The organism is Kitasatospora sp. NPDC052896, from assembly GCF_044547075.1.
Lineage (GTDB): Bacteria > Actinomycetota > Actinomycetes > Streptomycetales > Streptomycetaceae > Kitasatospora.
This window is the reverse complement of record NZ_JBITZU010000011.1, coordinates 139,074-153,293: the sequence shown is the minus strand read 5'-3', so window position 1 is coordinate 153,293 and position 14,220 is coordinate 139,074. Positions and strand designations below refer to the sequence as shown.

Here is a 14,220-nt window from a genome sequence, read left to right as displayed (position 1 = left end):
GGGCACCTCGGGGGCGGTGAGCCGTCGAGGTGCCCGAGGTGTGCCTGCGGTCGGGGGCGTCAGCGGCGGGTGAGCTGCTCCACGATCCAGTCGACCAGCGGCCTGGTCACCTCGCTGTGCTCGCTGTTGCGGGTGTCGCACTTGTACTCGTCGAGCGCGCTCTTCTCGTGAGCGGCTTCGACCTTCTCGTACGGGTCGATGTTCCACTTGGCCGGGTCGAAGTCCAGCGCGACGGAGCTCACGGAGGGGACGAAGTTGCTGAGCTTGTACGCGTCCGGGATCTCGGCGTTCAGCGCCTCGGCGATGTCGCCGAAGGTGTCGAGGATGCCGCCGGGCGCGCCGTCGAGGCCGGGGACGTGCGAGGTGAAGCCGCGCCGCACCTGCCCCAGGGCCCGCATCTCGCCGATCGGCTGGTGCTCACCGCGGTCGGGCTGGAAGTTCGCCTCCACGTAGTAGACCAGCGGCAGCTGCTTCTTGAAGGCCTGGGCGCCGGCCGGCAGGTCGCGTCCGGTGCCGTTCCCGGTGCCGTTGGCCACGCCCAGTTTGCGCGGACGGACCGGGAACTGGCCGAGCTCCTCGAGCTCGGCCAGGAACTGCGTGCGCAGCTCGCTGGCCGTGGCGACCGGCCCGGAGTACTTCGCGTCGGGGACCCAGGCACAGAGCAGCTGCTGCGCGGCGGGGCTCCTGATCAGTTCGGCCGGCTTGATCCTGCCGGGCTCGACCGGCGCCGACTCGAAGAAGTAGGCGAGCTGCTGGAGGATCAGTGGGATCCAGGCGCCGTTGTGCGGGGAGTCCCAGGAGAGGTAGGTGCCGGTCTGGTGGTCGAGGCGCTGGCTCTCCATCTCGGCGAGGGCGTAGCGGGTGATCAAACCACCCATGCTCACCCCGCCGACGATCAGCTCCGCGTCGCCCTCCCGCTCCGAGATGGCCCGCTGGATGGCACTGATCGCCACTCCGGCGTTGGCCTGGATGTAGGTGTGCCGCTGTTCGAAGCCGAGCAGGATGACGTCGATGCCGGCGGCGAGCAGCTGGTCGAGGAAGCCGATCTTGCTTCCCTCGTAGGGCGCGTTGAAGTAAGCGAACAGGCCCGGCAGGTCACTGGGGCCGTAGTTGAATCCGTCGGCGAAGATGAACGGCCGCCGCAGCCGCTGGTGTCCGTCGGCGCGGTAGACGGCGGCCGTGCCCTGGGCCACCTCGCGCCGGTACGGCCGGGCCGACCGAAGCTCCCAGACCTCGTCCGCCTGCCGCTCGCCGGCCCGGCGCGCCGGGCCGATCCGGGTGCCGAACCACGGCCCCGGGGGAAGGTGCCGGGTGAGTTCCGCCAGCTTCTCCGTCGAGGTCGTCCCCTCGCCCTGCGCCAACGTGAGTTCGACGTCGATCCTTGGTTCCTGCGCCATGAGTGCTTACCGCCTTCTGGGTGGGCGCCTGCTGATGGGGCCGATGCGGTGACTGCCACCGCGATCTGATCGAACCGGCATGCGCGACATGGGAGTTGATGCAATCCCGCGGAAGCGGCGAGAATTTCCGCCAGCTCGTCCGCCGTGATCGACTGTAACAGTCTGATTACATTCCGTGTCGCAGGCTGCGGGGGTCGGGCGATCCGCGGGCGATGGCGGCGGCGAGCGAAGCGGTGGACCGCGTCGGCGTGCGCGGGAACTGGCCGGCCGCCAACGCCCGGGGGATGCCGGGCCGGGCCGCGCTGGCCGGGCTGGCCGAGACGGTGGGGGCCGAGCTGGCGGCCGAGCCGAAGCCGCGCGCCCCCGGCTCGACGGGTTCACCGCGCGGGGACGCGAAATGGCCCGACTGGCCGGCGAGGGGCTGACCAACGGCCAGATCGCGGACGAGTCGTTCCCGAGCCGCCGGACCGCGGAGTCCCACCTCGGCCGGAGCTACCGCGAACTCGGTGCGGCCAACCGGGCGGGCCCCACTCGCGCCCTGCTGGGCGAGGCGCCTGGCGCGGCGTGGGGGAGGTTCCGCTCAGCCGCCCACCTTCCGTACCAGGAGGGTCAGTTGGTCCCGCATGGTGACCGCGTGGTCGAGCGAGGTGCGGACGAAGGGGAATCCGTTGTGCCGCATCACGAACGCGATGCGCTGCCCGTCACCGACCAGGTGCACCCCGGAGGCGGCGAACGGCGCGAAGCCGTCCAGCAGTTCGCCGAGCAGTTCCGCCATCGCCGGCACGGAGGTGGCGACGAGGTGGGCCGCGTCGATCTCGGGCCGTCCGGTGCTCGTCGTGGGCAGTTCCTGGAGCCGATCGATGGTGCCCCGCGGGACACGACGGGACGTCACCTCGAACGGCGGGAAGGGCTGAGCCGCCACGGCGGTCATCCGGCAGGCGAACTGTTCCCGCCGGGTGACCGACCCGATGCTCCGTGTCGTCTGTTCCCGGTACTCGTAGCACAGCTCGACCCGCACCCCGTGCGGTGAGCCGCTCAGCAGGACCCGTACGTCCAGCGGCTCGGCCGGCGAGTGGCCGCGCCGCATCTCGGGGTTCGCGAGCCTGACGCCCAGGTTGGTGGCCGGGTCGCCCTCGACGAGGACGAGGTCGAGCAGCCAGGCGAGGTGCCCCGCCTGGTACCGGGCGTACGTGCGGCTGCTCCCGCGCATCGGCGCGCCGCCCCGGAACAGGACGATGAGGCCGACCAGGAGGCCGATCGCGGGGACGATCAGAGCGGCGATCACCGGTGACCCCGTCCCGTCGGCTCCGGCGGCTGCCAGGCCGACATGGGCGCGGGCTCCGCGCCGGACAGCAGCCGTGCGAGCCGCGCCGGGTCCTGGATCCACCCGATGGAGAGCTGATGCCCGTTGAGCAGGGTCACCGCCAGCACCTCGTAGTTGCCGCGCGGGAAGCTGCTGAACCTGATCCGTCGCAGGCTCCTGATCTCGGTGCGCGCGATGGTGCGGGTGCCGGTCAGCCGCCGCCAGACGAAGGCATCCTGATGGATCGTCACCTCCTGCCGCCACCCGAGGACGACCGGCGAACCCGCCAGGGTGCCCACCGCGAGGCCGTACAGCCCGTCGAGGACCTCGCCGGTGCTGATTCCGACCACCCCCGCGACCAGCGCGAAGGCGGCGATGTACGCCAGGTGGCCGCCGAGGCCGGGGGTGCCCCGAAGACGCACCACCACGGGACCGAGTCGGGTCTCGTCCAGTTGGGTCACTTCATCACCGAGCCGGTGAGTCTGTTTCCGGTGCCGTTGTCCACGGCGCAGGTGACCCGGCGGTCGCCGTTCCCCCAGGAGTCCGCGGTGGGCGTGAAGTCGACGATGTTCGCGTCGTTGCCGAGCTTGGTCTGGTCGACGGTGATGCCGGACGCCATCTTCTGACAGGTGTCGTCGGCCTCGCTCTTGACCGTCGCGTCGTCGTAGGAGTCGTCGGTGAGCATGGAGATGCCGATGACCTGGGCGTCGTGCGGCTGGGCGCACGGGACCGCCTCGATCGACCGCACCGTGCCCTGTCCGGCGGTGGCCGGCCCGCCGAACCGCTGACCGGGCGGGCCCTCCTGCATGAACTCCCCGGAACCGCCGCCATGGTGTCGGCCGTTCGCGTTGCTCGGGTCGTGTCGCACAGCCATCGCCTTGTCGTCATCTCCCCGCGTTCACTTCGGTCGCCCGACTATGGCGGGGGCAGCGCAGTGGTGGCATCGGTAGAACTACGCGGTTCGACTACGCAACCCCCTGCTGAACGACGACACCGGAAGAGGCCGCAGGTGAGCAGGGCGTCGGCTCGGCCGCGCAGGACGTCCGCCCGGCGCTCCGTCGCGCGGACGCGGGTGGGATGTCGTGTTCCTCGAGGACCTCCAGGGAGTCACGAGCGGTGTCGGACGGGACCACGGGCCGCATGCCGTGAGCGGACCCCACCTCACCGCAGAAGACATAAACCCCGATCCGCAGGGAAATCGCTACATCTCACCCTCACCCGAGGAGAGCCGAACCCGTATCGCATTGTGTGAAGAGTCCGTGGATGGCACGCTCAGCTTCGTGATCAACGTATGGGCGCGCGCCGCGACTGCCACAGGGGCGGACGCATGGTGGCATCGCGCGCTGTCTCCAGGTGAGCGGCCCGGCGCCGGGAGGCCGGACTGGGCGGCCCTCGTCGACGAGGTGATCTCCGCGCTGCCGTCGGTCACCGCGCCGCCGCCGGGTGAACTCCCGGGCCTCACCGGGTTCACGGCGCTTCTGACGCCGTTCGCCGAGCGCGCCGCGGAGCGGCTGACGGGCCGGGGCGACGAAGCCGTGATCGATCTCCCCGCGATCCGGGGCGTGTTCGTCCCCCGGCTGACCCGGGTCCTGGCCGGGCGTTCGGCCCGCACCCTGGTGCTGGAACTCAACGTGGCCAGGGTGAACGGGCGGTTGTCCGGCGACACGCCGGCTGACCGGTTCCGCGACTTCATCGCGCTGACGTCCCGCCAGGACGGCCTGGGGGCGGTGCTCGACGAGTACCCGCTGCTCGGGCGGCTGCTCGGGCAGACCTGCCGGAACGCCGTCGCGACACTGACCGAGCTGCTCGACCGGTTCCGCGCGGACCGGGCGGAGATCGTCGCGACACTGCTGGAGGGAACCGACCCGGGCCCCTTGGTCGCGGTGGACACCGGCGCCGGCGACCGGCACCAACAGGGGCGCGGCGTCGCACTGCTGCGCTTCGCCGACGGCCGTCGGGTGGTATACAAGCCCCGGTCACCACGGATGCACCGGCACTTCAACGAGCTGGTCGGATGGTTCAACGCGCGGGCGGAGGTGGTGGAGGTACCGGCGCTGCCGGTGCTGGGGCTGCTGGAGCAGGACGGGTACGGCTGGACCGAGTTCGTCGCCCACCGCCCGTGCACCACGCCGCGTCAGCTCGACCGCTTCTACCGGCGGCAGGGCGCGCTGCTGGCCCTGCTCCACGCGGTGGGCGGCACCGACCTGCACCACGAGAACCTGATCGCGCGCGGCGACGAACCGGTGCTGATCGACGTCGAGACGCTCTTCCACCCGCAGCCGGCGGCCGACGGCGTCGAGGACCCGGCGGTCGAGGCCCTGCGGTCGTCGGTGTACCGCACCGGCCTGCTCCCGCGGCTCCTCCTCGGGGACCGGACGGCGCTGGACGCCTCCGGTCTCGGCGGCGACCCGGGGGAGCCGCTACCGGTGGCCTCGGTGAGCTGGGCGGACGCGGGCACCGACCGGATGCGCCTGGTCCGTCGGCCCGGGACGCTCCCCGGCGCCGCCAACCGGCCCGGGCTCACCGGCAGCCGGGCCGAACCCGCGGCACACACCGACGCGCTGCTGTCCGGGTTCCGGGCCGGCTACCGGGCGATCGTCGCCGGGCGCCAGGAGCTGCTGGGCCCGGCCGGGCTGTTGAGGATCTTCGCGGCCGACGAGGCCCGGGTGGTGGTGCGTCCCACGCGGACCTACGCGACGCTGCTGGCCGAGGCGACGCACCCGGACGTGCTGCGCGACGCGGCGGCCAGGGACGCGCTGTTCGGCCTGCTGGACACCGACGAGCTCGCCCGGCCGAGTCACCCCGGCCTCCTCGCCCACGAGGTGGTGCAACTGCGGGACGACGACGTCCCCCTGTTCACCACCCGGCCGGGGTCGGCGGACCTGTGGAGCGGTACCGGGGCGCGGATTCCGGGCGTCCTCGCCCGGTCCGGCCTGGACCTGGTGACCGAGCGGATCCGAGAGCTGGGCGAGGCGGACCGGGAGGCCCAGGAGTGGGTCATCCGCGCGGCGATGGCCGCCAGGTCGACCGTCGCGCCGCACCGGCCCACCCAGCCGCGCGGGAGCCGCCCGCGCCCGGGAGGCCCCCGCGGCGCGGGCGGGTCCGGCGCGGACCCGGAACGGCTGCTCGCCGCTGCCCGCCGCATCGGCGACCGGCTCGTCGCGCTGGCCCACCGCGGCCCCGATCGGGCGAACTGGCTCGGTCTGGAGGTCCTCGGCGACCGGTACTTCCAACTCCGGCCCTGCGGCGCCGACCTGGGCGGCGGCTATCCGGGCGTGGCCCTGTTCCTCGCCCAACTCGCCGACCTCACCGGGGCCGACCGCTACGCGGAGCTCGCCCGCCGTGCGCTGCGGCCGCTGCCCGCCCTGCTGGAGCGGCTCGCGGCCGAACCGGACGACGCCCTCGCGGTCGGTCCGGGCGGCCTGGCCGGACTGGGCGGTATCGCCTACGCCGTGACCGCGACCGCCCGGGCCCTGGACGACCCGGACACCGCCGCGCTGACCGCTCCGGCGACCAGCCTCACCGTCCGGGCCGCGACCGCCGAAGCGGCGTCAGGAGTGGCCGACGGTCTGGCCGGCGGTCTCGCGGCCCTGCTGGCCGTGCACCGGGCCACCGGCTCGCAGGAGGCCTGGCGCGGCGCGGCCCGGTGCGCGGCCGAACTCGTCGCCCGGCCGCTGCCGCCCGGGGCGGGCCTGCTCACCGGGGAGGCCGGGGTCGGCTGGGCGCTGCTCGGCTTGGCGGAGGCGGGTGGCGGCGCGGAGTACCAGCGCGCCGGACTGGCAGCCCTGCGGAACGCCGCCGAGCGGGTGTCCGGCGACTCGTGGTGCCAGGGCCTGCCGGGGGTCGCGCTGGCGGTGGCCGACCGCCCGGCCGCCGCGGCCGACCCGCTGTTGGCGGGCGTCGTCGAGCGGGCCGTCCGTGAGCTCGCCGGCCCGGCGCCGTCGGCGGACCACAGCCTGTGCCACGGCGAACTGGGTGGTCTGGAGCTGTTGAACCGACTGTCCGACCCGATGTCCCGTGCCGTGCGGGACCGGCGCGCGGGGCTGCTGTGGACCGCTCTCGACCGGCATGGACCGGTCTGCGGCACCCCGGGCGGGCTGGTGGTTCCCGGTCTGCTGACCGGCCTCGCGGGCATCGGCCACGGCCTGCTGCGGCTGGGCTTCGCCGACCGGATCGCCTCGGTGCTGCTGCTGCGCACCGAGCCCTGAGCATGCGTCACCGTACCGAGATCGTGACGCCTGAGGAGAGGAAAAGACGCCATGGAGACTCTCGACCTGGTCCGTTCGTGGAAGCGACCCGACCTGCGGACGGACGGCATGCCGGGCCACCCCGCCGGTGCGATCACACTGCGGACCTCCGGCGCGCTCGCCCGGCGGGCGGACCTGCTGGCGGGCTACGGTTCGGCCTACGCGGAGACGGTTCACCTGCCCTACGAGACCATGTCCTGCCCGGTCGCCCCGGGGGAGGGCGACGACTGGGTGTGAGCCTGGTCGTCCCGGGCGGACGCCCGCCGCGCACGGTGGGCGTCCGCCCGGCCGGAGGCCGGGAAGGGGCGGGAGGGCCACGGCACGGCGCCTCGCCGCCGCTCCGGTGGGGCCCCGGGGGAGCCGTCTTCCGGTCCGTCAGCCGGCTGGATTAGCCTGCGGCCATGCACACCACGTCGCCGGTCACCATCGGGCGGGAGAGTGAGATCTCCCTGCTCGGTGCCAGTCTGAGGGACCTTCGGCACGGCAGCGGCCGGGCGCTCTTCCTGTCGGGCGAGCCGGGGATCGGCAAGTCCCGGCTGGCCGACGAGTGCGCCCGGCAGGCCGCCGCGCTGCAGGTGCCGGTGCTCCGCGGCCGGGGCAGCCCGAACGCCGCCGACACGCCGTACCGACCGCTCCTGGAGGCACTGAGCTCCCGCTTCCGCCGGACCGGCCCGGTGCAGGACCCGGAGCTCGTCCCGTACCGGCCGGCGTTGGCCCGGGTGGTCCCGGAGTGGCGGACCGGCGCGGGGCCGGGCGGCCAGGAGAGCGTGATCGAGCTGGCCGAGGCGCTGCTGCGGCTGCTCGCCGTCCTCGGCCGGGACACCGGCTGCGTGCTGATGCTGGAGGACCTGCACGACGCGGACTTCGAGACCGTGGCGGTGCTGGAGTACCTGGTGGACAACGTCGCGGACCTCCCGGTGCTGCTGCTGGCCACCCTGCGGCCGACCACCGGAGCGGCGTTCGACCTGCTCCAGGCGGTCGAACGGCGCCGGGGAGCGACCGTCCGCACGCTCGGTCCGCTCGACGCCCGGGAGGTCCGCGCCCTCGCGGCCGGCTGCCTCGGTGCGCGGACCGAGGAGGTGCCCGTCGAGGTGGCCGGCCGGCTGGTCGAGGCCGGCGGCGGAAACCCCTACCTGGTCGAGGAGTTGCTGGCCGAGATGGTCGCCACCGGTTCGCTGCGCGCGGACGGTGCGGGTTGGCGGGTGGCGGGGGACCTCGCCACGGCGGTGCCCGCCAGCGTGGTGCGCGCCTACGACCGCCGGGCGGCGGCGCTCGGCCCCCGCGGGCGTGAACTCCTTCTGCTGGCTGCCCTGCTGGGCCCCTGGTTCTCGGTCGGCACGGTCCAGCTCATCACCGGGTACGACGAGCGGAGTCTCCTCGCCCAGCTGCGGGCGGCCGAGGAGGCGGACCTCATCGTCCCCGACAGCACCGTGGCGGACGGCTACGCCTTCCGCCACGCGCTGATCGGTGAGGCGCTGCTGGCCGGGCTCACCCGCGCGGAGCGGGCCGCCGGCGCCCGCCGGGCCGCCGGGGCACTGCGGCAGGCCGAGGCGGTGCTCGACGACAGTCGGTCCCACCTCGCCGCGATGCTGCTCGAGACGGCCGGCGACGAGGCCGAGGCCGCCCGCGGGTACGCCGAGGCGGGCCGTCGGGCGCTGGCCGACGGCACCTCGGGGCAGGCCGTGCGGCTGCTCGAACGCGCGCACCGGCTCGCCGCCCCGGCGGACCGTACCGACATCACCGAGGCGCTGCTGCACGCGCTCGCGGAGGCCGGGCAGCTGGACCGCGCCCTGGAACTGCTCGGCACCCTCCCCACCGTCGGCGCCGCCGCGCTCGACACCGACCGCAGGATCGCGCTGCACACCCGGCTGGCCTGGGCCGCGCTGACCGCGGAGCGGAACACCGAGAGCAGCGAGCAGCTGGCGGCGGCGAAGGCGCTGCTCGGTACCGGGGCGGCACCGGCGCAGACCGCCGCGCTCGCGGTGATCGAGGGGCACCTGGCGCTGGTGCCGGGGTTCGAGGAGTGGCTGGCGGACGCGGATCGGCAGGCCCGGGAGGCGGCCGAGGTGGCCCGGCGGGCGGAGCTGCCGGTACTGGCCTGCCAGGCCTGGCAGCTGCTCGCCATGCTGGCGCGGGAGCGCGGCTTCGACGAGGCCGACGGATACCTGGTCCGCATGCTCGCGGAGGCCGAGGCGCACAGGCTGCCCGGCTGGCGGTTCGAGGCCCTGATCCGCCTCGGCGCCAACACCTTCATGCGCACCGGCGACGCCCGCCTGCTCGAACAGGCCCTGGCCGCGGCGAACGACCTGGGATCGATCACCCGCACCCACCGCACCGAGGGGCTGCTGGCCATGAACGCGGTGCTCACCGGCGACCCGGCCCGGGCCCGGGAGATCATCGACCGCTCCGTCGAAGCCACGTCGCGGATGCGCAACGTCGCCACCCACCGCTACCTGCTGCTGACCGCGGCGACGCTGGCCGCCCACCACGGGCGCCGCCGCGACATGGAACGCGAGTTGCAGGCCTTCGACCGGGCGGGCGGCGGACGGTCCTTCCTGGTGCCGGTGATGTTCGGGCTGTGCCGGGCGGTCTGCGCGTTGCTGGAGGAGGACCGGGCGCAGGCCGAGGCGGAGCTCGCCGCGGCGGCGGAGTGGGAGGGCGACCATCCCAATGTCTTCTACCTCGCGGGCCGTTACGGCCTGCGCCCGCTGCTCGACGTGCTCGCCGGCCGGGTGGGCCGGGCCGGGTTCACCCCCGTGGCGCTCGCCCCGGCGGCCGAACTCGCCTGGAACCACCAGTTCCTGCTGGTCGCCGAGGCGGTGTTGCTGGGCCGCGAGGGCCACCCGGAGCAGGCCACCCGGACCGTCGAACAGATGCGCTCCGCCGCCGGGATCTTCCCGACGGGCAGTCATCTCGCGTTGCGGCTGGCGGCGGAGGCGGCCCTGGCCGACGGCTGGGGTGACCCCGTGACGTGGCTGCGCGTGGCCGAGGACTACTTCCACGCCCTCGACGTGCCGGCCGTGCCGGCCGCCTGCCGGGCCCTGCTGCGCCGCACGGGTGCGACGGTCTCCCAACGCCGCGACGGGCGCGAGCAGATACCGGCCGACCTGCGCACCACGGGGATGACGGGTCGCGAGTTCGAGGTGCTCGCGCTGGTCGCCGAGCGACTGGGGAACCAGGACATCGCGCGCCGGCTGTCCATCTCCCCCCGGACGGTGGAGAAGCACCTGGCGAGCCTGCTGCGCAAGACCGGTCAGGCCGACCGGGTCGGGCTGCAGGCCCTGGCCGACGGGCTGGCCCAACCGGGCTGACCGGAGCGTCATCCCCACGCGGGGGCCGGTGGCAGCCGCCGTCAGGACGGCGGTCGGCGCGGCGAGTACCCCCGGGGTCGGATCGCCGCTGAGGACGATGTCTCCCCACCCATGAGCAGGCCAGCGGGCGAACCCGACAGCCAGCACGGTGAGCGCCGGTGCGGTGCTGGTCACCGTCAGGCGACGAAGGCGGCGAGGAGCTTGTCGGTGAGGCGCTCGAGGTAGTCGGGTCCGGTCGGGGTGCGGACGACCGCCAGGCGCCAGTAGAGCGGGCCGGCGAGGAGGTCGAGCGCGAGTTCGCGGTCCACGTCGGCGGGGAGTTCGCCGCGCTCGATCGCCCGTTCCAGGAGGTGGGTGGCTCGGGTGCGGCGGGGGTCACGGACGGCGGCGAGGAGTGCCTGGGCCAGCTCGGGGTTGCGGCCGCTCTCGGCGAGCAGGTCGGGGATGATCTTCGAGGGGAGTCGGTGGCGCAGCGCGCCGGCGGCCTCGGAGAGGAAGGCGAGGACGTCGCCGCGGAGCGTGCCGGTGTCGGTGACCCCGGGTGCGTCCACGGCGACCGCGCAGACCAGGGCGACGGTCATCTCCAGCTTGGACGGCCAGCGGCGGTAGATGGCGGCCTTGCCCGCCCCGGCCCGTTTGGCGACCGCTTCCAGGGAGAGCCGCGCGTAGCCGACCGACGCCAGTTCCTCGAAGAAGGCGGCCGAGATCGCCTCGGTCACCGAGTCCTGGAGTACCGGCCCGCCGGGCAGCCGGCGCTCGGGAGCGGGAGCGGGAGCGGGAGCGGGGGTCTGGGGCGTGGGTGCGTTGGGCATGCCCCGAATCTACACGAGGCGGAACGGTTGCGTCTCGACTTGGTGAGAGCTAGAGTCTTCTCGTATCCGAGACGCAACCGTTCCGTCTCGACAATCAGTGAGGGGTGCATCATGCGATTCCTGTTCGAGGACGAGTCGTTCTCCTTCGAGACGCTGCGCGCGGCCGGGTTCGCCAACGACGGCGGCGCCGACCTGGGCGAGGTCGTGGCCACCGTCCGGAACATCGGCGAGGGCGACGAGGAGGCCTGGCTGCGGGAGTGGAAGAACACCGCGGAGCGCGTCCACGCCATCGGCGACCGCGCCCTGGCGGCCGGGCACCGGGTCAGCGCCCGGGAGGCCCTGCTGCGGGCGTCGAACTACTACCGCACCGCCGAGTTCTACCGCCGCGACGACCCCGCCGACGACCCCGAGGTCAAGCTCCTCTCGACCCTCTCCCGCGAGACCTTCGCGACCGCCGCGACCCTGATGGACACCCCCGTCGAGCCGGTGCGCATCCCCTACGAGGACACCACCCTGCCCGGCTACCTCTTCCTCGTCGACGACTCCGGTGCCCCCCGTCCCACCGTCATCTTCACCAGCGGCTTCGACTCCACCCTGGAAGAGGTCTACTTCGCCATCGGCGCGGCCGCGCTGCGCCGCGGCTACAACGTGCTGGCCTATGACGGACCCGGTCAGGGCGCGGCGCTGCGCGAGCAGCACCTGGTCTTCCGCCCGGACTGGGAGGCCGTGGTGACCCCCGTGGTCGACTACGCGCTGACCCGCGCCGAGATCGCCGCCGACCGGCTGGTCCTGATGGGCTACAGCCTCGGCGGCTACCTCACCGCCCGCGCCGCCGCGTACGAGCACCGCCTGGCCGCCCTGGTCCTGGACGACGGCCTCTACAGTTACGGCGACGCCCACGCCCGGGTCATGCCGGCGTTCCTGCGGGAGTGGGTCGAGGCCGGCCGGGACGACCTCGCCGAGCCCGTCCTGAGCCTGCTCATGCGGGAGAGCACCCAGATCCGCTGGGCCATGCGCAACGGGGTGTGGACGTTCGGCGCCAGCTCGGTGGCGGACTACGTCCGTCGCACCGCCGCCTACACCCTCGACGGCGTCGCCCAGCTCATCGACTGCCCCACCCTCGTCCTGGACGCCGAGAACGACCAGTTCTTCCGCGGCCAGCCCCAGCGCGTCGAGGCCGCCCTGACCTGCCCGCACACCCTGGTCACCCTCCCCGAGGCCGAGGGCGCGGGCGAGCACTGCCACATGGGCGCCATGTCCCGCTTCCACCAGGTCGCCTTCGACTGGCTCGGCACCACCCTGGCCCCGGCGGCCGAGTAGGAGGCGGGGGCAGTCCGAGTCGGGGAACGCCGGGGAGGGCGGGAAGCAGCCCCGACAACGCCGGGACGGTGCGACGCGGCCGGACGTGCCCGACCCGGCGAAGGCTCTCACGTCCTCGGTGGGCGGGGCCGAAGGGCGACGATCAGGGTCGCGACCCCCGCGGATGCCTCGACGGCACCCGCGGGGCCCTGAGCGCGGTGCTCCTCGCCGCCGGCTCGTCAGACGGCCGGCCGCTGGACGGAGGTCGGCCCGGTGGAGAGGAGCGCCGGGATCCCGTCGGCGAGGTGCGGGCCGAGCTCGCCCCAGCCCTCCTTGTAGCCGTAGACGCCGGCCAGGGTGCGGGCCTCGTAGTCGCCGTTCATGACCTCGATGTCGTTGGCCGTGATCAGTGCCGGGTGGGCGACGCCGAGGGCCGACGAGACCTTGATCAGCTCCTTGCGCAGGGTACGCAGGTAGACGGCGGCCCGGGTGGCCTTCGAGGTCGGGTCGAGGCCGCGGGCCAGCCACGGGTTCTGGGTGGCGATGCCGGTGGGGCACTTGTCGGTGTGGCACTTCTGCGACTGGATGCAGCCGATGGACAGCATCGCCTCACGGGCGACATTGATCATGTCGACGCCCAGGGCGAAGGCGACCGCGGCGTTCTCGGGCAGGCCGAGCTTGCCGGAGCCGATGAAGGTCAGCTCGTCGGTCAGCCCCAGCTCGGCGAAGGTGCCGTAGACCCGGGAGAAGCCCATCCGGAACGGCAGCGACACCGAGTCGGCGAAGATCCGCGGTGCCGCCCCGGTGCCGCCCTCGCCGCCGTCGACGGTCACGAAGTCGACACCACGGTCACCACGCGCCATCAGCGTGGCCAGCTCCTGCCAGAAGCCCATCTCCCCCACCGCGCTCTTGACCCCGACCGGCAGACCGGTCTCGGCGGCGAGCAACTCGACGAAGTCGAGCATCGAGTCGACGTCGCCGAACGCGGTGTGCCGCGACGGGGAGGCGCAGTCCTCGCCGACCGGGATGCCGCGGATCCCGGCGATCTCCGGGGTCACCTTCGCGCCCGGCAGCATCCCGCCCAGCCCTGGCTTCGCGCCCTGGGAGAGCTTGATCTCTATCGCCTTGACCGGGGCGCCGGCGACCACCTCCTTGAGCTTGTCGAGGTTGAAGCTGCCGTCCTCGTTGCGGCAGCCGAAGTACGCCGTACCGATCTGGAGGACGAGGTCGCCGCCGTTGCGGTGGTACGGGGAGAGGCCGCCCTCGCCCGTGTTGTGCATCGTGCCCGCCAGCGCCGCCCCCTTGTTGAGCGCCGTGATGGCCGCGCCGGAGAGCGATCCGAAGCTCATCGCCGAGATGTTCACCACGCTCGCCGGTCGGAACGCCTTGGCGCGCCCGCGCGGGCCGCCCAGCACCTTGGCCGAGGGCAGGGGGGCCTGCGGGTCGTGCGCGTCGGGCAGAGTGCCGGCGAACGTGCGCTGCTTCAGGTAGGCGTGCCCCTGCACGTGCTCGACGTCGACTTCGGTGCCGAACCCGAAGTAGTTGTTCTCCTCCTTCGCCGACGCGTAGATCCAGGTGCGCTGGTCACGACTGAACGGGCGCTCCTCCTCGTTCGAGGTCACGATGTACTGCCGCAGCTCCGGTCCGATCGTCTCCAACAGGTACCGGGCGTGCCCGATCACCGGGAAGTTCCGGAGCAGTGCGTGCCTCTTCTGGATGAGGTCGCGGGCAGCCAGAACCGCCAACGCTGTCGCGGCGACCGCGCCGATCCTCCGGGCGTGCATGAACGTTCCTCCTCGATGCACGGCTCCACCGCCAGGCGGTGGAGCCGTCGTGTCGTGTTGGGGCGTT

The 14,220-nt window shown here is 73.5% G+C and carries 11 protein-coding genes and 1 pseudogene; 6 read left to right on the top strand and 6 right to left on the bottom strand.

What is annotated here, in order from left to right:
* Positions 1-59 precede the first annotated feature (59 nt).
* The gene (locus ACIGXM_RS22855) at positions 60-1,397 is read right to left on the bottom strand and encodes a hypothetical protein (protein WP_396563685.1); all 1,338 of its coding nucleotides are present in this window, start codon (positions 1,395-1,397) and stop codon (positions 60-62) included.
* Positions 1,398-1,609: 212 nt separating this feature from the next.
* Between ACIGXM_RS22855 and ACIGXM_RS22850 the strand changes: the two genes are divergently transcribed.
* Positions 1,610-1,822, top strand: coding sequence for a hypothetical protein (locus tag ACIGXM_RS22850; RefSeq protein ID WP_396563683.1), 213 nt, complete (start codon positions 1,610-1,612; stop codon positions 1,820-1,822).
* Positions 1,795-1,860 (top strand): annotated as a pseudogene (locus tag ACIGXM_RS22845) (hypothetical protein); the annotation flags it as partial. The gene ACIGXM_RS22850 and the pseudogene ACIGXM_RS22845, both read left to right, overlap by 28 nt.
* A 117-nt stretch (positions 1,861-1,977) precedes the next feature.
* Here ACIGXM_RS22845 and ACIGXM_RS22840 read toward each other — a convergent pair.
* From ACIGXM_RS22840 to ACIGXM_RS22830, 3 genes are read right to left on the bottom strand one after another with little or no spacing between them, the layout of a single operon-like run.
* Entirely contained in the window at positions 1,978-2,682 is a 705-nt protein-coding gene (locus ACIGXM_RS22840; RefSeq protein ID WP_396563750.1) for a hypothetical protein, read from the bottom strand.
* Positions 2,679-3,161, bottom strand: coding sequence for a hypothetical protein (locus ACIGXM_RS22835; protein WP_396563681.1), 483 nt, complete (start codon positions 3,159-3,161; stop codon positions 2,679-2,681). The genes ACIGXM_RS22840 and ACIGXM_RS22835 overlap by 4 nt, the downstream gene beginning before the upstream one ends.
* Positions 3,158-3,574: a septum formation family protein gene (locus ACIGXM_RS22830; protein WP_396563680.1), complete on the bottom strand. Its 417-nt coding sequence runs from the start codon at positions 3,572-3,574 to the stop codon at positions 3,158-3,160. The genes ACIGXM_RS22835 and ACIGXM_RS22830 overlap by 4 nt, the downstream gene beginning before the upstream one ends.
* Positions 3,575-3,980: 406 nt before the next feature.
* Here ACIGXM_RS22830 and ACIGXM_RS22825 point away from each other — a divergent pair, with 406 nt between their 5' ends.
* The 3 genes from ACIGXM_RS22825 to ACIGXM_RS22815 all read left to right on the top strand — a co-directional run bounded on the left by ACIGXM_RS22825 (position 3,981) and on the right by ACIGXM_RS22815 (position 10,258).
* Positions 3,981-6,908 carry a type 2 lanthipeptide synthetase LanM family protein gene (locus ACIGXM_RS22825; protein ID WP_396563678.1) on the top strand — a complete coding sequence of 976 codons (2,928 nt, stop codon included), beginning with the start codon at positions 3,981-3,983 and terminating at the stop codon, positions 6,906-6,908.
* Positions 6,909-6,959: 51 nt separating this feature from the next.
* Positions 6,960-7,184 carry a hypothetical protein gene (locus ACIGXM_RS22820; protein WP_396563676.1) on the top strand — a complete coding sequence of 75 codons (225 nt, stop codon included), beginning with the start codon at positions 6,960-6,962 and terminating at the stop codon, positions 7,182-7,184.
* Positions 7,185-7,348: 164 nt separating this feature from the next.
* Positions 7,349-10,258 carry an ATP-binding protein gene (locus tag ACIGXM_RS22815; RefSeq protein WP_396563674.1) on the top strand — a complete coding sequence of 970 codons (2,910 nt, stop codon included), beginning with the start codon at positions 7,349-7,351 and terminating at the stop codon, positions 10,256-10,258.
* A gap of 176 nt (positions 10,259-10,434) precedes the next feature.
* Here the strand turns inward: ACIGXM_RS22815 and ACIGXM_RS22810 are convergent, their stop codons facing one another.
* Positions 10,435-11,070, bottom strand: a complete 636-nt coding sequence (locus tag ACIGXM_RS22810) for a TetR-like C-terminal domain-containing protein (protein ID WP_396563672.1) — start codon at positions 11,068-11,070, stop codon at positions 10,435-10,437.
* Between the two features lie 111 nt (positions 11,071-11,181).
* On the opposite strand from ACIGXM_RS22810, the gene ACIGXM_RS22805 reads away from it, so the two are divergent.
* On the top strand, positions 11,182-12,390 hold the full coding sequence (locus tag ACIGXM_RS22805) for an alpha/beta hydrolase family protein (RefSeq protein ID WP_396563670.1): 1,209 nt from the start codon (positions 11,182-11,184) through the stop codon (positions 12,388-12,390).
* Between the two features lie 218 nt (positions 12,391-12,608).
* On the opposite strand, the gene ACIGXM_RS22800 is transcribed toward ACIGXM_RS22805, so the two are convergent.
* A complete protein-coding gene (locus ACIGXM_RS22800) occupies positions 12,609-14,153 on the bottom strand; it encodes an FMN-binding glutamate synthase family protein (protein WP_396563668.1) in 1,545 nt (514 codons plus the stop codon).
* Positions 14,154-14,220 lie beyond the last annotated feature (67 nt).